20 protein-coding genes and 1 pseudogene are annotated in these 21,483 nt (G+C 50.5%); all 21 read right to left on the reverse strand.

What is annotated here, in order from left to right; genetic code table 11:
• Positions 1-87: 87 nt before the first annotated feature.
• Positions 88-252, reverse strand: a pseudogene (locus tag ACTQ3K_RS09820) (zinc-ribbon domain-containing protein); the annotation flags it as partial.
• A 144-nt stretch (positions 253-396) separates the two neighbouring features.
• Complete coding sequence (locus ACTQ3K_RS09825) at positions 397-1,053, reverse strand: hypothetical protein (protein ID WP_441567498.1); 657 nt, start codon at positions 1,051-1,053, stop codon at positions 397-399.
• Between the two features lie 54 nt (positions 1,054-1,107).
• Positions 1,108-1,554, reverse strand: a complete 447-nt coding sequence (locus ACTQ3K_RS09830; protein ID WP_005330834.1) for a hypothetical protein — start codon at positions 1,552-1,554, stop codon at positions 1,108-1,110.
• 361 nt (positions 1,555-1,915) lie between these two features.
• Positions 1,916-3,856 (reverse strand): lysine--tRNA ligase, encoded by a 1,941-nt coding sequence (gene lysS, locus ACTQ3K_RS09835; protein WP_441567501.1) that lies wholly within the window; start codon positions 3,854-3,856, stop codon positions 1,916-1,918.
• 46 nt (positions 3,857-3,902) lie between these two features.
• A complete protein-coding gene (greA, locus tag ACTQ3K_RS09840) occupies positions 3,903-4,388 on the reverse strand; it encodes a transcription elongation factor GreA (protein WP_441567503.1) in 486 nt (161 codons plus the stop codon).
• Positions 4,389-4,640: 252 nt separating this feature from the next.
• The gene (gene dusB / locus ACTQ3K_RS09845) at positions 4,641-5,624 is read right to left on the reverse strand and encodes a tRNA dihydrouridine synthase DusB (RefSeq protein ID WP_441567504.1); all 984 of its coding nucleotides are present in this window, start codon (positions 5,622-5,624) and stop codon (positions 4,641-4,643) included.
• A gap of 4 nt (positions 5,625-5,628) precedes the next feature.
• The gene (locus ACTQ3K_RS09850) at positions 5,629-5,946 is read right to left on the reverse strand and encodes a DUF6145 family protein (RefSeq protein ID WP_441567601.1); all 318 of its coding nucleotides are present in this window, start codon (positions 5,944-5,946) and stop codon (positions 5,629-5,631) included.
• Complete coding sequence (locus ACTQ3K_RS09855) at positions 5,946-6,929, reverse strand: biotin--[acetyl-CoA-carboxylase] ligase (RefSeq protein WP_441567506.1); 984 nt, start codon at positions 6,927-6,929, stop codon at positions 5,946-5,948. The genes ACTQ3K_RS09850 and ACTQ3K_RS09855 overlap by 1 nt, the downstream gene beginning before the upstream one ends.
• Positions 6,930-6,932: 3 nt before the next feature.
• Positions 6,933-7,253 (reverse strand): DUF6637 family protein, encoded by a 321-nt coding sequence (locus ACTQ3K_RS09860; protein ID WP_441567508.1) that lies wholly within the window; start codon positions 7,251-7,253, stop codon positions 6,933-6,935.
• A 6-nt stretch (positions 7,254-7,259) separates the two neighbouring features.
• Entirely contained in the window at positions 7,260-8,207 is a 948-nt protein-coding gene (argF, locus tag ACTQ3K_RS09865) for an ornithine carbamoyltransferase (protein ID WP_441567510.1), read from the reverse strand.
• A gap of 19 nt (positions 8,208-8,226) precedes the next feature.
• Positions 8,227-9,186 (reverse strand): SPFH domain-containing protein, encoded by a 960-nt coding sequence (locus tag ACTQ3K_RS09870; RefSeq protein ID WP_441567512.1) that lies wholly within the window; start codon positions 9,184-9,186, stop codon positions 8,227-8,229.
• 13 nt (positions 9,187-9,199) lie between these two features.
• On the reverse strand, positions 9,200-9,640 hold the full coding sequence (locus ACTQ3K_RS09875) for an NfeD family protein (RefSeq protein ID WP_441567514.1): 441 nt from the start codon (positions 9,638-9,640) through the stop codon (positions 9,200-9,202).
• 152 nt (positions 9,641-9,792) lie between these two features.
• Positions 9,793-11,310 carry an SH3 domain-containing protein gene (locus ACTQ3K_RS09880; protein WP_441567516.1) on the reverse strand — a complete coding sequence of 506 codons (1,518 nt, stop codon included), beginning with the start codon at positions 11,308-11,310 and terminating at the stop codon, positions 9,793-9,795.
• 374 nt (positions 11,311-11,684) lie between these two features.
• A complete protein-coding gene (locus ACTQ3K_RS09885; protein ID WP_441567518.1) occupies positions 11,685-12,470 on the reverse strand; it encodes a TrmH family RNA methyltransferase in 786 nt (261 codons plus the stop codon).
• Positions 12,471-12,497: 27 nt separating this feature from the next.
• Positions 12,498-13,160 (reverse strand): potassium channel family protein, encoded by a 663-nt coding sequence (locus tag ACTQ3K_RS09890; RefSeq protein WP_441567520.1) that lies wholly within the window; start codon positions 13,158-13,160, stop codon positions 12,498-12,500.
• Positions 13,161-13,209: 49 nt separating this feature from the next.
• Positions 13,210-14,589, reverse strand: coding sequence for a TrkH family potassium uptake protein (locus ACTQ3K_RS09895; RefSeq protein ID WP_441567522.1), 1,380 nt, complete (start codon positions 14,587-14,589; stop codon positions 13,210-13,212).
• An 18-nt stretch (positions 14,590-14,607) separates the two neighbouring features.
• Positions 14,608-15,132, reverse strand: coding sequence for an adenine phosphoribosyltransferase (locus tag ACTQ3K_RS09900; RefSeq protein ID WP_441567524.1), 525 nt, complete (start codon positions 15,130-15,132; stop codon positions 14,608-14,610).
• Between the two features lie 163 nt (positions 15,133-15,295).
• Positions 15,296-17,005, reverse strand: a complete 1,710-nt coding sequence (gene recJ, locus ACTQ3K_RS09905) for a single-stranded-DNA-specific exonuclease RecJ (protein ID WP_441567602.1) — start codon at positions 17,003-17,005, stop codon at positions 15,296-15,298.
• An 845-nt stretch (positions 17,006-17,850) separates the two neighbouring features.
• Positions 17,851-19,083 carry a DUF1015 domain-containing protein gene (locus ACTQ3K_RS09910; protein ID WP_441567526.1) on the reverse strand — a complete coding sequence of 411 codons (1,233 nt, stop codon included), beginning with the start codon at positions 19,081-19,083 and terminating at the stop codon, positions 17,851-17,853.
• Positions 19,084-19,121: 38 nt separating this feature from the next.
• Complete coding sequence (locus tag ACTQ3K_RS09915) at positions 19,122-20,297, reverse strand: phosphoglycerate dehydrogenase (protein ID WP_441567528.1); 1,176 nt, start codon at positions 20,295-20,297, stop codon at positions 19,122-19,124.
• A gap of 22 nt (positions 20,298-20,319) precedes the next feature.
• Positions 20,320-21,405 carry a 3-phosphoserine/phosphohydroxythreonine transaminase gene (serC, locus tag ACTQ3K_RS09920; RefSeq protein ID WP_441567530.1) on the reverse strand — a complete coding sequence of 362 codons (1,086 nt, stop codon included), beginning with the start codon at positions 21,403-21,405 and terminating at the stop codon, positions 20,320-20,322.
• Positions 21,406-21,483 lie beyond the last annotated feature (78 nt).

Below are 21,483 nucleotides of genomic sequence, written 5' to 3' on the forward strand. Positions count from 1 at the left end.
TTGGATAAAGCATTACGCGAGTAAACTCGCATATTTATTGTGGCTCACTCCGTCTGGACAGGTGGCTCACGTTACACTGGACAGGCGGCTCTGCCGCACAAGAATATTCATCTGCCATTCGTGACCGCAAGCACCTCTCCACCATACTTTTTTATTTGAACCGAAAGTAATGTCATCAGGTGTAAGCGATAAGTTCTTCTCCGACCACTCCGAAACAAGCTCCGGGTGTACTTCTGCTAAACTGTTATTCATAGCCAAACCGGGGCCTCCTTGTGCTTAGAGTATATGAAGTTTTGGCTTTATCTTGTAGTTTGCGAATATCCGTAAAATCAAAAAAGCCCTTTGAGAAAAGGATTTCTCCTCTCTCAAAGGGCAAGTTGGCAAACTGGAAGTTGTTTATCCAAAATGAAATGGAATAACCATATCAAGTAAAACCGCAAGAACTATACTAATCGTTCCCATTAGCGCAGAACTCCTCAATGTGTCTCTCCTCAAAACAATAAGTCCAATAATAAAGACTATCACTTCCAAAACAGATTTTGCATTAAAATACCAGCATCCATATACAAAGCACATATTGAACAATACTGCCAAAATCACCGCTGATAGTATAAATGCCAGTTTGCTTTTCCCCTTTGCATACCAACAGACAAAAGCCAATAATGGAGAAACAGCTGTAAATCCAAACCAAATCATCGCATAACTTCTTGGGAAAAATCCTGCAATATAGTTTGAATACAAATAGTAGCTTGCAACCATACCAACAAAGAATACAAAAACATTGATGCTTGCTCTTATTGCAGAATTGCTATAAATAGAAATACACAGTGCAATCAATATCCAGATTGCAAAACGCCCAAGAAAATTACCAATATCTAAGACTCCATTTATTGCCATAAGCACACCTGGAAGTTCAGTTTGACGAAAATCCAGATATTTTGAGAAAGTTCCCAAAGCTATTCCGAGAAACAATATCGCTATGGTATTTATAAGTTTTCTATTATTGGATATTGGATTTTCTGCATTCCTTATATCATTCAAAAAATTTATCATAATTACCCTCACAAATTCTAATTTTCCAATTTAACAAACTTGAATTTGTAAATATCATTTTACATTTTTATATGAAATCACAATATGACTTGGTGCAAATAATACTGATGCAATAATCAATAGCACTGACCTACTCATAATCCCACTAAATAAGAACAACATTGAAGGAATAATAGAAAGTGCTAATGCTCTGAAAACGCTGTTTTTCTTAAAACATATAATCCAAATAGCACAATAAAGCATTACCAATATGGTATCTACAATCAGATATAGTGCAAATGCTTCGTCAGACCACCACCCGAACCAAGTTCCCGGAATATTGATTATCATGAATCCGAAACAACCCAATCTCCCTACTTGTTCTGTGACTTCAACATATTTATTGTTCCACTTATTATCAAATCCATCTTTGCACTTAATCGCAAATACAACATTGGGTATCATAATGACTGCAATAAAAATCAGCCCAAAAACATTAAACCATTCCATATTATCTACCATCACAAACTCTGATTTGTATTTCTGTTTGTTTTAAAAATGGGCAACTCCGATTGGAATTGCCCACTCAATGCACTAATTATGCGATTTTTTCTTGCTTGCACCGATTTCTGCATCAATTGATGTAAGTTTGATGTAAATCGCTGTTTTTTTAGTTTTTTATCAAATGAAGTACGTCCCGTCTATTTACTATGAAAGTCCTGAACGGCAGCCATGAATGAGTCATGCTTGCATGAACGAATTCATGGATATCGGTCAGGCTAAACTGTATGAGTAAGTAGGGCAATCGCCCGGATTACGAATGCAGTTGGCAGTTACGGGAGTGCCATAGGCACGGAGTAACTGACTTTCATATAGTTACATCTTAATAGAGCTTTGCACCTGCTGGAATGTGGTCATCAACCATCAGAAGATGAAGCTTTTCTTCGCCTTCTTCTTCATGAATAGCACTGAGGAGCATACCGCAAGAGTCAATGCCCATCATCGCTCTCGGTGGAAGATTTGTGATAGCGATAAGCGTCTTTCCAACCAGTTCTTCCGGCTCATAAAAGCTATGAATACCGCTTAAAATGGTTCTGTCTGTGCCTGTTCCGTCATCAAGAGTAAACTGTAACAGTTTCTTTGACTTCGGTACTGCAACACACTCTTTAACCTTTACTGCACGGAAATCTGACTTGCTGAATGTATCAAAATCAACAAATTCCTCAAATAAAGGCTCTACCTTTACCTTAGAAAAATCAATCTTTTCAGACTCAGTTTTTACATTTTTTTCAGGTGCTTCAGAAGCTGTATTATTTACATCATTTTTCTTATTTACACCATCTAAGGACTTCATTGTCGGGAACAGCAGAACGTCTCGGATGGCAGCCGAATCAGTCAGCAGCATGCACATACGGTCGATGCCGTAGCCGATGCCGCCGGTCGGAGGCATACCGATCTCCAGAGCGTTTAAGAAATCCTCATCTGTATGGTTTGCTTCCTCGTCGCCCTGAGCGAACTGCTCTTCTTGTGCGGCAAAGCGGGCACGCTGGTCGATGGGGTCATTTAACTCTGAGTAGGCATTCGCCATTTCCCAGCCGTTCATAAAGAACTCAAAACGCTCTACATAATCCGGCTTGTCAGGCTTTCTCTTTGTCAGAGGGGAGATCTCAACAGGATGATCCATGATAAAGGTAGGCTGGATCAGATGCTCCTCAACAAATTCCTCAAAGAACAGGTTCAGGATATCGCCCTTCTTATGGCGCTCCTCATAAGCTACATGATGCTCATCTGCAGCCTTTCTTGCTTCCTCTAAGGTATGGATCTCGTCAAAATCCACGCCGGAATATTTCTTAACGGCTTCCAGCATGGTCATGCGGGCAAAGGGCTTGCCCAGATCCATCTCCACACCGTTGTAGGTAATGGTGGTTGTTCCGAGAACCTCTTTTGCCACATAACGGTACATATTCTCGGTCAGATCCATCATGCCGTGGTAATCGGTATAGGCCTGATATAACTCCATCAGGGTAAATTCAGGGTTGTGTCTTGTATCAAGGCCCTCATTTCGGAATACACGGCCAATCTCATAAACACGCTCCAGACCGCCGACGATCAGACGCTTTAAATAAAGCTCCAGAGAAATACGAAGCTTCAGATCCTCGTCCAGCGCATTGAAATGGGTCTCAAAGGGACGGGCTGCCGCGCCGCCTGCGTTGGAAACCAGCATGGGCGTTTCCACTTCCATAAAGCCCTGTGCATCCAGGAACTTCCGGATCGTGCTGATGATCCTGGAGCGCTTGATAAAGGTATCCTTTACCTCGGGATTCATGATCAGATCCACATACCGCTGGCGGTAGCGCAGATCGGTATTGGTCAGGCCGTGGAATTTCTCCGGAAGGATCTGGAGACTCTTGGACAGAAGCGTTACTTCTTCTGCATGGATCGAAATCTCACCGGTCTTTGTGCGGAATACTGTTCCCTTTACGCCAATCAGGTCACCGATATCCAGCTTCTTGAATGCCTTATATTCCTCTTCACCCACGCTGTCCCTTGCCACATAGGCCTGGATCATTCCGGGAAGATCCTGCACATGACAGAACGATGCTTTTCCCATGACACGCTTGGACATCATACGTCCGGCGACGGAAACCTCTTTGCCCTCAAGGCTGTCAAACTGTTCCTTTATCTCATTGCTGTGATGAGTTACATGATAACTTGTGATTTTAAAGGGATCCTTGCCTTCCTCCTGGAGCGCTGCCAGTTTCTCCCGGCGCACCTTCAGAAGCTGTCCAAGATCCTGTTCCTGTACGTTCTTCTGCTCTGCCACTGTTCTTCCCTCTCTATATTACGCTGCCGTCATGACGGCATGGTTTTTATGATACTCTCTTGATATCAAGAACCTTATACTCGATGTCACCTGCCTGGGTCTCAACTACTACGGTCTCACCCACACGCTTGCCGATCAGGGCTCTTCCTACAGGAGACTCGTTGGAAATCCGGTTCTCCAGGCTGTTTGCCTCAGTAGAACCGACGATCTTAAAGGTCATTTCCTCTTCAAATTCCACATCATATACCTTTACTTCACAGCCGACACTGATCTTGTCAAGCTCGATCTCATCCTCAACAACGACCTCTGCATTCTTCAACAGCTTCTCCAGCTCTTCGATACGCAGCTCGATGTCACGCTGTTCGTCCTTTGCCGCATCATACTCGGCATTCTCGGAAAGGTCACCCTGCTCTCTTGCTTCCTTGATCTTCTGAGCAATTTCCCTTCTCTTTACTACTTTTAAGTCTGCCAGCTCATCTTCATATTTTTTGAGGCCGGCATAGGTCAGAATATTCTTTTTTGCATCTGCCATGATCCTGTTTTTCCCTTCTAAAAATCTTCTATATCGCTCCGGGATCTCTCCCTTTTGATACACTGCTACAAGGGGCGCGCAGACGCCCCCACATTCACCGTATTATATCCTAAAGACAAGTCCTTGTCAACGGCTTTCCGGATTCTGCTTTACGCCGGCCCGGCAAAACCGATCTTCGCGGCTCCACCCAGGCCAGCCAACCGGCACATACTCTAGTTGCCTCTGTCTGGCCTGGGCAGTGGATCCGCGAATTTATACTTGCTCTGTCAGCCGGCTGTATAACAGTTCTTCCAGTTCCCGATAAGCCGTTACGTGGTTGACAGCTTCACGTAGGGACGAGGAATGGGGACAGCCTGCCGTATACCAGGCCACCTGCTTGCGCATTTCCCGCATGGCAATATTCTCCCCCTTGAATTCCACTTCCATGCGTGCATGACGCAAGATCATTTCCCGGATCTCTGAAATTCCGGGGCGCTTCGGCACCGGCCGTTCCTCTAACGCAGCCCGGATATCACGAAACAGCCAGGGATTTCCCTTGGCACCGCGGGCTGCCATGACACCATCACAGCCGGTTTCTTCAAACATCTGTACCGCATCCGCCGCCGTGAAAATATCTCCGTTTCCGATTACCGGAATGGAGACGGCCTCTTTTACCGCACGGATAATCCCCCAGTCGGCTTTGCCGGAATAATACTGCTCTCTGGTTCTCCCATGGACAGCAATGGCTGCCACTCCGGCATCCTCGGCAATCTTTGCCAGCTCCACTGCATTGACATGTTCCTCATCGAAACCCCGACGCAGCTTCACCGTTACCGGCTTTTTCACGGCATGAACCATAGCCCGCAGAATTTCACCGGCCAGCTTCGGATTTTTCATAAGCGCCGAGCCTTCACCGTTGTTGACCACCTTGGGCACCGGACAGCCCATATTAAAGTCCAGAATATCATACGGCCCCGGCTCCAGCTCCGCTGCGATCCGTGCGAGAAGCTCCGGCTCCGATCCGAATAGCTGGAGAGAAACCGGCCGTTCCCTCGGATCAGTCTTTAACAGAGGCGCCGTATTCTTATTTTTATAAAACACTGCCTTTGCGCTTACCATTTCCGTGCAGACCATGCCGCACCCCTGTTCCGCACAGATGACACGAAATGGCAGGTCTGTTACGCCTGCCATCGGTGCAAGAATCACCGGCGTGTCCAGTGTCACATTACCGATGACCAGCTTTTTCATTTTGTTCATTCGTTTACTCCAGATAGAACGTTTTGTAGAACAGCTCCAGCGATTCGAGAAGCTCCTCTTTTTCCCGCTGGATCTCCTTGATCTTCAGGACGCTTCCGATCTCATCGAACAGGTAATCGCCCTCATCGCTCTCCACCCGCAGTTCCAGATTTCCGTTCTCATCGAACTCCAGCGTCAGGATCCCGCCGACATCCTCGACATACAGCACGCAGAGGATTTTCAGTTCCTGCTTGATGGAATCGGGGAGTTTGGAAAACTCCTCATTAAAATAATATTTCTGTGTATAGGAATTTGCTCCGCAGAGCACTGTTTTTTCATTCATCATACATACCCGTATACGCCGCGGACCGATACCTCACCGGATTCGACCGCCTGCACCTCGCCGTCTGTTTCTGCCTTCACAAGGAGCCGCCCTTTTTCATCAATGCCCCGGGCCTCACCCTTCCATTCACCCTTGGGATCCAGCACACAGACCGGCTTTCCGAGGTTCACCAAACGTTCTTCATAAACCTGCTTCAGCAAGGTCAGATCCTCCGTTTCCAGGAACAGCTCATAATAACGCTCAAAGGCACTTAAAATCTGTGCAATAATCTCGGCACGGCAGACCTGCTCTCCAGTCTCGAGAAGAATGGACGTCGCCCGGTCCCTGATCTCCTCCGGAAATTCGGTAACATTGACATTGATCCCGATCCCGATGACCACATAATTGATGCAGTCCATTTCGGCGCTCATCTCCGTCAGGATCCCGCAGACCTTTTTTCCGTTTACCACAATATCATTGGGCCACTTGATCCCGGTTTCCAGTCCGGTCACCGAACGGATTCCGTCAGCCACCGCCATGGCCGCCACCAGAGTCAGCATGGATGCACTTCCCGGTGAAAACCAGGGTTTTAATAACAGCGACATGGCAATCGCGCTTCCCACCGGGGACTCCCAGCTTCTTCCGCGCCTCCCCTTTCCTGCGTCCTGCTCCTCAGCCACAAATAAGGAACCATGAACTGCGCCTTTCTCCGCGCGGCGTTTGGCCTCGTTGTTCGTTGAATCGATCTTCTTTAAAAACACGGTCGGAAGTCCTGCCCACCGTGTTGTCAGCCTGGAACCGATCTCAGCCGCCGAAATGGAATCCGGAGAGGATTTCAGGCGGTACCCTTTATTGGGCACCGCCTCGATCACATAGCCTTCTTCCCGGAGCTGTCCGATTGCTTTCCAGACCGCCGTTCTTGTCACTGCCAGTTTCCGGCAGATATTCTGCCCGGAGACAAATCCGTCTGTCTCCCGCAGCACCTGTAATATTTCTGCTTTCAATCGTTACCTCCAGAGGCAGACCGCGCTTACCGCCGCCAGGATCACAAACAGCCCTGCCGCGATAAACAGCGCGATTCCCGCCGCCTTCTGCCGTCCGTTCTTCCGTCCGAAGTTTCCATAGCCGCCGGAGACTCTCGGAATGGCTAGCAGTGTCTGGAACACCGCTGCCAGAAGAAATACGACAGGGAACAGCCAGGCGTTCCGGTCCGGATCCAGAAAGGAGAACACTCCCACAACGATCACGGCCAGACCTGCGGCAGCGGACAGGATATCAAACACCGTCTGCTTTGTATATGGATTCTTTTTTGTCCTGTTCAGGTACATGAAGCCTTATTCTCCCAGCGTAGCCACCATCACAGCTTTGATGGTATGCATACGGTTTTCTGCTTCGTCAAAGACCACCGATTTTTCGGACTCGAAGACCTCCTCGGTCACCTCGTTGCCCTTCACTGCCGGCAGGCAGTGCATAAAGATCGTGCTGTCTTTTCCGGTTTTTTCCATCAGTTCTTTGTTTACCTGATAAGGCTTTAACAGTGCCATACGCTCTGCTGCCTTATCCTCCTCACCCATGGAGCACCATACATCGGTGTAGATGGCATCTGCACCGGCCACTGCACCTGGATCATCGGTGATAGTCAGAGTGCTTCCTGCCTCCTTCGCGTATCCGCGGCAGGTCTCCACCAGCTCCTCCTCCGGCCACAAGGACCTGGGAGCGATAATGGTACAGTTGACACCCATCTTTCCGCAGCCCACCATCAGGCTGTTAGACATGTTATTCCGTCCGTCGCCGATGAATACAAAGTTCAGACCCTTCAGGTGTCCGAAGTTTTCTTCCATGGTCAGGAAGTCTGCCAGGATCTGGGTAGGATGATAATCATCAGTCAGTCCGTTCCATACGGGAACTCCTGAAAACTTCGCCAGTGCTTCCACATGCTCATGCTTGAAGCCGCGGAACTCGATGGCATCGAACATTCTTCCCAGAACGCGGGCCGTATCCTCCACGCTTTCTTTCTTTCCAAGCTGAATCTCACCCTTGCCAAGATAAGTGGGAAATCCGCCCTCATCATTAGCTCCTACGGTAAATGCACACCGGGTTCTTGTGGACGGCTTTTCAAAGATCAGGGCAATGTTCTTTCCCTTTAAGCTGGTTCCGGTAATGCCCTGCTTCTTCTTTGCCTTTAAATCTGCCGCCAGATCCAAAAAGTTCTGGATCTCCTCCGGTGTGAAATCCTTCAGCGTCAGAAAATTCCGACCCTTCAGGCTCTTCATGATCTCCATTTCTTTTGTCCTCCGTTTGTCAGTCCTTTGCTACTTCCACCAGGCTCTTGATCCCGCCTGCAATTCCCTGGATATCCGAGGGAATGATAATCTTGGTCGCCTGTCCGTCTGCTGCCTTGGCAAACGCCTCCAGGCTCTTTAACTGGAGCACAGCGTTATCTGCACCTGCCTCCTTGATCAGCCGGATGCCGGCTGCCGTAGCCTCCTGTACCTTCAGAATGGCCTGTGCCTGACCTTCTGCCTCGCGGATCGTGGCCTCTTTCTTTGCTTCCGCCCGCAGGATCGCTGCCTGCTTTTCCGCCTCCGCATCAAGGATCGCCGATTCCTTTTTACCTTCTGCCACAAGCACTGTGGACTTCTTCTCACCCTCTGCCTGGAGGATCTTCTCACGGCGCTCACGCTCCGCTTTCATCTGCTTCTCCATGGAATCCTGGATTTCTCTGGGCGGGATGATATTCTTCAGCTCCACGCGGTTGACCTTGATTCCCCAGGGGTCGGTCGCCACATCAAGCTGGGTACGCATTTTTGTGTTGATCAGCTCTCTGGAGGTCAGGGTCTGATCCAGCTCCAGGTCGCCGATAATATTTCTCAGAGTCGTTGCCGTCAGGTTTTCAATGGCCATCAGCGGATTTTCCACGCCGTAAGCATACAGCTTCGGATCGGTGATCTGGAAGAACACAACCGTGTCGATCTGCATGGTTACGTTATCCTTTGTGATCACGGGCTGAGGCTTAAAATCAATGACCTGCTCTTTTAAGTTTACACGCTTGGCTACGCGGTCAATGAACGGCGCTTTCACATGAAGTCCCACCGACCAGGTTGTTCGGTATCCGCCGAGACGCTCCAGCACTACCGCCTTCGCCTGGGGCACGATCTTGATACAGGATGCCAGGATCCATAAAATAATCACCAGCAGAACCGCCAGTGCCACCAGCGGGCCTACCGATACAGCTGCAATCAGAAAACTCCCTCTCATCATTCTACCTCCGTTTTTACACTTCCGTTTCTTTTCGTTCCACGATCAGCTTTACGCCGCGGACAGCCTTGACATATACCATTTCCCCCGGCTCCAGGATCTCCTTTTCATCAGCCGCTCTTGCTGTCCAGTACTGGCCATTCAGAACCGCCTCTCCGGTTTCTTCACGGTTGTCGATCTTCTTCGTCACCCGTGCCTCTTTTCCGATGATTCCGTTTACATTGGTCTTTATGGTCCCGCGGTTGATATATCGCTTCGCAAAGGGTCTGGTAAATACCAGAAGCACCAGCGATACCACCAGGAACAGGACTCCCTGGATCACAGGATCCGCACCGGCCAGACAGGCAATAAACGCGATCACTGCGCCGCCCGCAAACCAGATCGTTGTCAGTCCCATGGTCATTGCTTCGATGACCAGCAGGAGGATAATGGCAATCAGCCAGTATACAGCTTCCATGGCACACGCTCCCTTCCAAAGACCTGCAAAAGCCTGTATTTGCATTATTATACTCCATTTCAGGTGGGATTACAAGCCGCGAATATGAAAAGAGCCCGCCGATGGCGGGCCCTTTGAAATCTATATGAATTTTATCTGAATGCGCTCTGCGCTTATCGTTTTACCCATACCTCGCGGTAACGAACGCCCCAGCTTCCTGCTGAGCCGTGGTCTGCCACAAACAGATCAATCTGGTAAGGATTCTTGTTTGCGAATCCACCGGTGTCCTCTGCAACAAACACGCCGTCCATTCCGGCGATTTTTACCTGAGTTCCGTAAGGAATGATCCAGGGCGCAACTGCTATCGTTCTTCCCTCACTGGGAACTGCTCCGGAGGCTGTGGTTCCTGCCCACTTGCCGTTGCAGCACACGCCGCCGCAGTATGCGGTGATTTTAAACTCTCCGAGAGATACCCAGCCCGACTCGCCTGCTGCGGCTGCACCGGATGTTTCGGAAGAAGATGAGGATGCTGCCGAAGCCTTCTGAGACGCTTTCTTTTCAGCTGCTGCTTTTTCAGCAGCCGCCTGTTCCTCTGCCCTGATTGCTTCCATGCTCTTTGCTGCTCCGAGGGAGAATTCTGCGGTCACATAATCTGCACACACATACCCCTCTTCGCCGTCTTCGTATTCGATCTTTACCCAGTTCAGCGGTTCTGCCTCAGTCTCCGCTTCTGTGGGTTCGCTCTGGCTCTCTGCCGTCTCTGCAGCAGCCTGTGTGCTTTCGGTTTCTGCGGCTTCTGTGGAAACAGCCTGTGTCTCCGCTTCCGTCACAACAGCCGTCTCTGCTGCGGTTTCCGTTTCCTCCGCAGTCTGGCTTTCGGTTTCTGCCGGAGCTGCCTCACTGCTTTCCGGCTCTGCCGTTTCTTCCGGAACGATCACATAGGATTCTCCGGAATTTACTACACCGACCCAGGTAGAATCGATGGATGCTCCCGCTCTTACACGGATTCCGTCTTCCTGTACCACGGCCACCTGCTTTAAGGTCTGCTCGGCATAGCTCTGTGCGTCTGCACCGGATACGACATAATCGTTATGTACCCAGCCCTCCACGTCTCCGGAGGAAATCTTTGTCCACCCGTCTGCAGTTTCCAGCACCGTTCCGGCACTGCCTTCGTAAAGGCGTCCGACCACTTCACTGTCCTGAGCGGGTTCCTGTCTGATATTCAGGTAGGTATCCACCGTTGTGATCACCTTACCCTCCAGCTCCGGGGCGATGGTGCTCTCCGCCGTCTCGGGCTGTTCCTGTACCTGTGCTGCCGATTCCACCGCCGTCTCCGGCTGGCTTTCCGACTGTACGGCAGTCTGTACAGACTGTTCGCTCCGCGCCGCTGCTGTTTCATAATCTGCGGCACCGCTTTTCACAGATGCTCCGGCGATCCGCACGATGGCCGTTCCAAGCGGCTCCTGCTGATCTCCCTGCTCTGTACTCTTTATTGCTGCTTTAACAATTTCTCTTATGTTCTGTTCTGAGGCGTTTCTGATGTCTTGGACCTCTGTCAAAGATGCCTTACCTGCTTCCGCCACAGTCAGAGCGTTTGCCGAAGCAGCGTACACGGGAATCCCGGACGAAGTCAGAGTACAAAGCAATGCACCGATGGCAAAGCATGAAGCGATGCTTTTCTTTCTTCGCATTGTATACCTCCTTGCTGCATTGCTGTAACCTTTCAATCTGCCCTGTTTGTTAAGGCAAGATGTAAAATGTTACAACTTTGTTACGCAGACATCATAGCACCATCTTTCACTTTTGTCAACACTTTCCCACTTCAGGCCATTTTCCAGTTATTTTTGTGCTATGCTCTACCACTATGCTTCCATTTCTCTTTTTATCCATTTTTCGATCTTTTATTTTGCTTAAAAAACGTAAAATTTTTGTTACATTTTTCCTGCCGGATATACCACATATAGACAACCGCCCCGGTCGGTTCCACAGAATCTTGTGGCTCACGGATCGGGACGGTTCATTCGTCATATTGTCGAATTTTAGTTGTATTTTCCCTCTTTTTTCGTCAAATTACAGCATTCCGTCGCTGCCTTGCCGCCTCATAAAGAAGCACCGAAGCAGCCACCGCCGCATTCAGCGATTCCACCTGCCCCATCATGGGAATCTTCACCAGCGTATCTGCCTGTCCCGACAGCTTATCGCTCAATCCCGCAGCCTCATTTCCGATGAGAAATGCACTCTTCTCCCGGTAATCGGCCCGGTCATACTCCATAGTACCGTCAAGATGTGCCGCACAGGTACGGATTCCGCTGGCATGACATTGCTCCATGGCCGCTGAAAGATCCTCAGCGATCAGAAACGGCACCCGGTAAATGGAGCCCATTGTCGAACGGATCACCTTCGGATTATAAATGTCAACCGTCTCCCGGCTCATGATCACACCGGTCACGCCTGCGCCCTCTCCCGCCCGCAGGATTGTCCCCAGATTGCCCGGATCCTGAAGATTTTCAAGGATCACCAGCAGGGCATTGGGATTTTCATAAATTTCCTGTTCCTCCCACGGCTTCATGCGTACCACCGCCAGAACACCCTGGGGGGTCTGAGTTTCTGCCATGGCCTTAAAGGCCGTGTCCGATACCTCGATATAGGAAATCCCGGAGAGCTTCTCCGCGCCGCCGGCACTCAAGAACGAATCCGACGCATAGACGGCCTCCAGCCGGTCAGCCGGTGCCTCCGCCACCATACGGATCCCTTCGACCACAAAGCATCCCTCTTCCCGTCTGGTCCTTGCTTTTTTCTGCAGAGCCGCCACATGCTTCACCTGCGCGCTTTTTGCACTGTCAATCCTCATACTGTTTCCTCCAAAAAGGGGAGCCTCTTAAAGAAGCTCCCGTTCCAGATCCTTATTATTTCCGATAATGATATAGTTTTCATTGCCCTCAATGATCCGATCCGGATCCACGATAAGTACCATTTCTTCTTTATCCTTATCTCCGTCACCTTTTCGTGCGATCACATTGATCCCGCAGCTTCTGAGGTTCAGCTCCCGAATACTCTTTCCGATCCACTTTTTCGGTGTGGCAATCTCCACCATGCTGAACTTTTTGGAAAGCTCAATGGTATCGATAAAGTTTCCGGAGGCCAGGTTCCGTCCCAGACGCACACCCATGGCCTTCTCCGGAAAGATGACCTGATCCGCCCCCAGCTTTTTTAATACGGTGGCATGGATATCGCTGTTGGCCTTCGCCAGCACAAAAGGAACGCCGCACTCCTTGGCGCAGATGGTCGCCATAATGCTGGACTCCATGTCCTCACCGATCCCGATGACAACACCATCCATATTCTGAACGCCAAGAGATTTTACAAGCGCCTGATCCGCCACGTTTCCACAGGCGGCATGAGTTACATAGGCCGATACCTCCTGAACTCTCGTTTCATTCCGGTCAATCGCCAGAACCTGGCAGCCATTATCCTCCAGTGCCATGGCAATACTGCTTCCAAATTCACCCAGTCCGAAGACTGCAAATTCTTTCTTCGACATATGATCTCCTAAAAGAAACTATTCTGTTTCTTATTTTATATTTTTGTTTCTATCCAATGAGAATTCGTTCCTCCGGCAGCGTCCGGTTCTGTTCCTGTCCTCTCCGCCTCATGGCAAGAGCCAGTCCCATCGTTACAGGTCCGATCCTGCCGATATACATAACGACGATCAATGCAGCCTTACCAACGGTGCTCAATCCCTGGGTGATTCCTCTGGTCAGTCCCACAGTTCCCATGGCCGATGCCACCTCATACAGTGTATCGACAAACCCCAGGCCATCCGTTGCAAAGAGAATTATGCAGGCTGTCAGCATTACCAGCATGGCAAGTCCCGTCACCGTCAAGGCCGTCCGTCCCGCATCATCTGAAATCTTCCGTCCCATGAACTCCGTATCCTTTTTGCCACGGATCGTGGAAAGCATAATGAGGAGCAGGATTCCGACCGTAGTAGTCTTGATGCCGCCGGCGGTTCCGGCAGGGGATCCGCCGATGATCATTAAGATGATCATCAGCAGCGTAGAACCACTCGTCATGGATGCCTGCGGAATCGTCTCAAATCCGGCGGTCCTCGTTGTTACCGACTGGAACAGGGAATTCATGATCTTATTTCCCAGGCTCATGTTTCCAATGGTGTCCGGATTATGATATTCAAACAGGAAGAAGCACAGTGCACCTCCGAAAATCAGTCCTCCGGTCATGATCAGAACCAGCTTTGTATGAAGCGTCAGAAGATGACGCATATGACCATGCTTCTTCCGCTCTCTCCATGCATCGATGATGTTCCACCATACTACAAAGCCAAGGCCTCCAAGGACGATAAGCATCATGGTTGTGATATTCATCAGCGGATTTCCCGCATAGGCACGGAGGCTGTCGCTGCCGATCACATCCATTCCGGCATTACAGAACGCGGAAACCGCATTGAACACCGACTTCCACAGTCCCGGCCAGAAGCCGAACTCCGGGATCAGGACGAAGCAGTATAGTAACGCACCGACCCCCTCTACCAGAAAGGTTCCCTTGACGATCTTAATAACCAGCCGGACCAGCCCGCTTAAAGTGTCCATATTATACGTTTCCTGAATCAGCATACGATCCTTCAGCGTGATTTTCTTCCGCAGAAGAAGCATAATGCACATGGCTGCCGTGATGACACCGAGACCGCCCAGCTGTGCCAGGATCATGATCACCAGCTGGCCGAAGAAGCTCCAGTGAACTGCCGTTGTCACCGTAACAAGTCCGGTCACACAAATACTGGTCGTTGCCGTGAACAGCGCATCAATCGGCTTTGTCCAGCTCCCGTCCGCCGAGGAAACCGGCAGCATGAGGATCAGGCCTCCTGCCAGGATCGCACATGCAAAGCCGAGCGCAATGATACGTGTTGTCGTCAGGCCATGCTTCTTTTTCGGAGTTTTGATTGTCTGTTCCATAACATTTCTCCGTATGATTTATTTTCCTTCGTAGCAGATTACGCTGGCCACATCATAATTCTTCAGTTTCTCCCGACCCTTGAGACCTGCCAGCTCCATGACAAAGCTGATCTTCATAACCTCGCCGCCGAGTCTCTCCACCAGACGGATGATTGCCTCGGTGGTTCCGCCGGTTGCGATCAGGTCATCGACAATGACAACCTTCTGACCAGGCTTGATGGCATCCTTATGCATCTCGATCACTGCACTGCCATATTCCAGATCATATTTCTCTTCAATGGTCTCGCAGGGAAGCTTTCCCTTTTTCCGAACCGGCACAAAGGACTTATGCATATTATAGGCAATCGGCACACCAAAGATAAAACCTCTGGATTCCGGTCCGACTACCACATCAAAATCCACATCCTTTAAGGTATCCTGGAGCAGATCGATGGCAAGGTGCAGTCCGTCTGCGTCCTGCAGGATCGAAGTCACATCGCGGAAAATAATTCCCGGCTCCGGAAAATCCGGGATACTTCTTACATACTCTTCTATTTTTTTCACAGCTTCTTCCTCCGTTTCTTTTCCTTGGAAATTTTCACTGCCGCCGAAAGCCTTGTTTTTCGGAACAATGCGCCTTCTCTCCGGCCGTCAATCCCCTCTTATTATAGTCTCGGCCGCCCATATAAGCAAGCGTTTGTATATAATAAACTCGTTAAAATCGTTATCAGGCTTCCACTTTCCAGCCGGTCACCACCATCTGGAGGCTCCTCTTTCCCATATATTCATTGACCGACGGATAATAGGTCACTGAAATATGTCCGCCGGTTTCCATCTCCCGATCGGCCTCCTCCACCCCGGAAAACAGGATCGCATCAGCCGTTCTGCCAGTCTCATCCGCCAGAAGAAACTTCAGAACGTTTCTGTTTCTTCCTATTATATATTTCTTCCGGATCGTCAGTCCCTTCTGGGCAAAGCACGGCTTTTCATTCCCTGTTCCAAAGGGCTCCAGCAGATGAAGCTCCTCGATAAGTGCCTCCGTCACATAGGACACCGGCATGGGCACATCGATCCAGACCTGCTTCGTGAAATCCTGATCCGAAAGTCCGCTTTCCCGGTTCAGCTGTTCCCGAAACAGCTCCAGATTTTCCTCCGGAAGCGACAGGCCTGCTGCCATGGGATGGCCGCCAAAGCTGGAAAGAAGCCCGCCGCAGGGAACGAGATGCTCATACATGCTGTAGGCCGGAATGCTGCGGCCCGATCCCTTCAGCCCGTGCTCTCCCTTTGTCACCACATAGACCGGGTGATGATAGCGCTCGCGGATCCGCCCCGCCACGATTCCTGCCAGACTTTCATGGCACTGCGGCAGATAGATCACATAAACCAGATCCTTCTCTCTGCCGTTTTCTTCCAGATAGGCCACCGCCGCCTCTACATTTTCCTCGGTCATGTCCTTGCGCCGGTCATTCAGCTCCTTCAGCTCCGCCGCCAGGCGGTCTGCCTCTGCCGTATCCTCCGTCAGAAACAGCGCCAGGGATTTCTTTGCCGTATCCAGACGACCGCCGGCATTGAGACAGGGGCCGATCACAAAACCGAAGTGGTAGCTGTTGAGACTTCCCGGCTCCAGTCCGTTTATGCGGATCAGGGCCTCCAGCCCCGGGATCTGCGTATGCGCCATCCGCTTCAGGCTTTCCTTTACAAGGATCCGGTTCTCCCCCTGAAGCACCATCACATCGCCGACTGTTGCCAGTCCTGCTGCCTCCACAAACGGGGACAGCTCACTCTTCGGAATATCCGCTGTCTCGTACAATGCTTCCGCCAGCTTATATGCCACTGCCGCTCCGCACAGCCCCTCGAAGGGATAGCTGCAGCCCGCCTGGTGGGGATTTACCACTGCATCCGCCGGAGGAAGAATCTCACGCTTTTCTTCTCCTGTCTTTTCAAAGGGTACCTCATGGTGATCCGTCACCAGAACCGTCATGCCCCGCTCCTTTGCATAACGGATCTGCTCTGACGCCGAGATTCCGTTGTCACAGGTCAGCAGAGTATCCACACCGGCCTCCGCCGCCAGCTCGATCAGATGGATGTTCAGTCCATAGCCGTCCAGGATCCGATCGGGAATGTCATAATCCACATCGGCTCCCAGCCGTTTCAGGGCTTTTATCAGAATATATGTGGCACACACGCCATCAATATCATAGTCGCCGATGACGCGGATCCGCTTTCCATCCCGGATCTTCTTATTCAGGATCTCCACCGTCTTTTCCATATCCTTCATCAAAAATGGCGACGGACAGTCCGCCAGCGTCCCGTGAAGATATTCCCGGATTGCCCCGTCGCCCTCCACGCCGCGGTTCTGCATGATCCGCGCCGTCACCTGATCGATCCCGAAGCGGGAAGCAATGGCCTTAAAATCGGCCTTCTTCGTGTATAACATCCATTGTTCCTTCAAACTGGAGACTCCTTTCTCGTGTTTAGAATATAAATGCACGGCGGGTGCGGCATATAAAGTCTCCGCCCAAGGAGGTCTCACCCGCACATGCCACCCGGCTCCAATCAAAGTCGCCTCTGTCATATGCGGGCAGTGAGACCTCCTATGCAAAATTTTTCCTGCCGCACTCCGCCTGGCTTTTCCTGAAACGTCCGCGAAATGCAGCTCTGAGGGAGGAGGGGTGGGATATATTACGAAAGCAGACAACGCCTCCGGAAGTTCAAGCTGCGTTTCCTGTGAAATTCCATGCGCTGATTCGCCGTCATTCGCCTGCGAACTCGCCCTCCGGGCTCAGACAACGCGCTCTGTGACGGCTGCTAGCATGGAACTTCCCGACGGAAGCCTCGTACACTTCCTTCGGCGCGGCCTGCTTTCTGCTCTATATCTTAGCTGTTCTGGAATATGATTCAAAATATATAGCCTTTATCGCAGTACCCTTTCCTCACGAAATAAAGTTTTTAGCTCATAGGCTATACTTCTCTTTCCTATATTGGGCAAAATTCTCTTAGTTTCCCACCATAAACATTCATACCGCATATTATCTGAATCCCTATATTCCCCGCCGCATTCCACTTCCAAGGACTGGGTGGTCCAAGCGGGCCTACAGCTTCTCAGCTCAAATATCCACCGCACACAGGACTGGTAGCCATGCGGACAACCATATTTCGCGCGCAAAATTCCCCGCCGCAGTCCACTTTCCAGGACTGATAGCGGCAACTCAAGTATGTGCCGCGCACAGGACTGGATGGACCAGGCGGGGAAAATAATCCGTACTTATATATGCCGCATGCTTACAGCCGGTGAATAAACAGACCGCTCCGCAGCTTCGGTTCGAACCAGGTGGATTTGGGCGGCATGAGCTTGCCTTCATCCGCTACCTGGAACAGCTCCTCCATAGAGGTTGGATACATGGAAAACGCCACCTTCATATCGGTATGGCAGCGCCGTTCCAGCTCGCTGAGGCCGCGGATTCCGCCGATGAAGTCGATCCGCTTGTCGGTCTTGGGATCCTGGATCCCGAGAACCGGATGGAGCAGGGTATCCTGAAGGACAGAAACATCAAGATCTGTCACCGGATCGCCTGCAGGCGCCTGCTTCGTTGTCAGGCGATACCAGCAGCCGTCCAGATACATACCGAACTGTCCCTTCTTCTCCGGACGCACCGCCTCGGTTCCGGCAGCCTCCACGATAAATCCTTCTTTTACCTTCTCCATAAACTGCGCTTCCGTCAGTCCGTTCAGATCCTTTACCACGCGGTTGTAGTCCATGATCATCAGCTGATCATCGGGGAAAAGCACAGACAAAAAGAAATTCCAGGGTTCCCCGCCGGTATAGCCAGGATTGGCCTCCCGCCGCTTTAATCCGACCTTTACGGCAGATGCGGCACGGTGATGTCCGTCGGCAATATAGGTATTGGGAACCTGCGCGAATCCGCGCTCCAGCGCTTCCACCTGCGCATCATCGGCGATTTCCCATGCCGCGTGACGAATTCCGTCGGGAGAAATAAAGTCATAGACCGGAGCATTTTTCTTCACGGCGTCTACAACTGCATTGATATCCTCCCTGGAACGGTAGGACAGAAAGATCGGCCCGGTCTGGGCATCACAGGTATCCACATGGCGGATCCGGTCTGCCTCCTTCTCGGCTCTTGTATTTTCATGACGACGGATCGTGCCGTCCAGATAATCATCCACCGCAGAGCAGGCCACAATTCCGGTCTGGGCACGCCCGTCCATAGTCAGCTCATAAATATAATAGCAGGGCTTTTCCGAGGTGATCATGGTGCCGTCAGCACGCATACCGTCCAGAAGCTCCTTTGCCTTTTCATAAACACAGTCTGCATAAGTGTCCACCGAATCCGGAAACTGTGTCTCCGCCCGGTCTACCCGCAAAAAGGAAAGCGGTTCCCGCTCCACCTCCGCCTTTGCCTCCGCCCGATTATATACATCGTAAGGAAGGGCCGCCACACGGGCGGCCACAGACGGATCAGGCCGGACACATAGAAATGGTTTTACAACAGCCATAATCTTCTCCTCTATTTTGTTTGTTTTGCTTTTTATTTTTACTTCTGTTTTTTCTCAATGACACGAACCTTATATACTCCATCAATTTCCATCAGCCTGTCAACGACCTCCTGCGAAACCATTTCATCTGCGTCAATAATGGTGTATGCCACATCCCCCCTGCTCTTATTCTGCATTGCCGGGATATTGATACCTGCATCAGCCAGGACCGATGCAAACTGTCCGATCATGTTGGGCTTATTGAGATTGAATACACAGATCCTGCATACTCCCCTGCAGGGCGGCATCTCGCAGACCGGATAATTCACCGAATTGCTGATCGAGCCGGTTTCCATGTAATTCATCAGCTCCTTCACTGCCATCTGTGCGCAGTTATCCTCGGATTCCTCCGTGGACGCACCAAGATGAGGAGTCGCAATCACGCCGGGCATATGCGTTACCTTGGGATTGGGGAAGTCCGTCATGTAACGATGAACCTTTCCGCTCTTCAATGCCTCCAGCATATCATCATCGTTCACCAGAAGATCGCGGGCGTAATTCAGGATCACCACGCCATTCTTCATCTTCTCAAACGCATCTTTATTCAGCATCCCTCTTGTGCTGTCCAGAAGCGGCACATGAACAGTGATGTAATCACACTTCTTATAAATATCATTGAGATCGGTCACATGCTTTACGAACGGAGAAAGCTGCCATGCGCCGTTTACAGAAATGAACGGATCATAACCGTAAACCTTCATGCCCAGATCAGCTGCCGCATTGGCTACACGGGCACCGATAGCACCAAGACCGATCACACCAAGGCGCTTGCCCATGATCTCACGGCCGGCAAAATTCTTCTTGCTCTTCTCCATGTCCTTGCTGATGTTCGCATCGTCCTTGTTTTCCTTTACCCACTCAATTCCGCCGTGGATATCGCGGGCTGCCATAAGCATTCCGGCAAGAACCAGCTCCTTTACGCCGTTGGCATTTGCACCGGGCGTGTTGAATACCACGATTCCCTTTTCGGTACATTTCTCCAGGGGAATATTGTTGACACCGGCTCCGGCTCTGGCGATGGCCTCCAGACCATCGGGCAGCTCCATCTCATGCATATTGGCACTGCGGACAAGAACAGCATCCGCATCCGCCAGATTTTCTGTAATTTTATAATCATCCGTAAGAAGCTTTAAGCCCTCTCTGGAGATCTGATTCAGGCAATGAATCTTCGTCATTTGTTTTTCCTCCGACTGCACATTACTTGCTGTGCTTTTCCTCAAACTCTTTCATAAATGCCACAAGCGCTTCTACGCCCTCATAAGGAACTGCATTGTAGATGCTGGCTCTCATGCCGCCGATCATCCGGTGTCCCTTTAATCCGCATAAGCCCTTTGCTTCCGCTTCCTTCACAAACTCCGCATCCAGCTCCTTGTCTCCGGTCACAAAGTCCACATTCATATAAGAACGGGAAGCCTTCTCTGCTGTCGGTGTAAACAGCCTGCTCTCGTCAAGATAGCCATACAGAAGCTCGGCCTTCCTGTGGTTGCGCCGTTCAATTTCTTCCAGACCGCCCATCTTCTTTAACCATTTGAACACCTTTCCGCAAATATAGATGCCATAAGCGGGCGGTGTGTTGTAAAGAGAATCCTTATCGGCATGAGTCTTGTATTTTAACATGGTCGGAGTTCCGGGGAACACCTCATCGGTGATCAGATCCTCGCGGATAATGGCAATTACCACGCCTGCAGGACCTACATTCTTCTGAACACCGCCATAGATCACACCGTATTTTGTCACATCAATAGGCTCCGATAAGAAGCAGGACGAAACATCTGCGATCAGAGTCTTTCCCTTGGTATTGGGAAGCGTATGGAACTGTGTTCCGTAAATAGTATTATTCTGGCAGATATAAACATAATCTGCATCCTCGTCCACCGGCAGATCCGAGCAGTCGGGGATGTAGCTGAAATTCTTGTCCTCACTGGATGCGATACAGTTAGCCTTTCCGTATTTGGATGCCTCCTGCCATGCTTTCTTCGCCCAGTTTCCGGTCACGATGTAATCCGCAACGCCGTTCTTCATAAAGTTCATGGGGATCATGGCAAACTGCTGGCTTGCGCCGCCCTGTAAGAACAGCACCTTGTAATTATCCGGAATTCCCATGAGATCACGGATATCCTGCTCTGCATCCTTAATGATCTTATCGAAAGTCTTGGATCGGTGGCTCATCTCCATGACGGACATTCCCGTCCCTGCGTAATCCAGCATTTCTGCTGCCGCTTCCTTCAGAACCTCCTCCGGCAGCGCTGCCGGTCCAGCCGAAAAATTATACACTCTGCTCATTTCACTAATCCTCCTCGCGGCCTCGCCGCATGTTTTAACGTCACATTGACACTAGTATAATACAAAAGCCTGGTAACT

It is taken from the genome of Candidatus Paralachnospira sp. LCP21S3_A2 (assembly GCF_052118925.1).
Taxonomy (GTDB): Bacteria; Bacillota; Clostridia; order Lachnospirales; family Lachnospiraceae; genus Lientehia.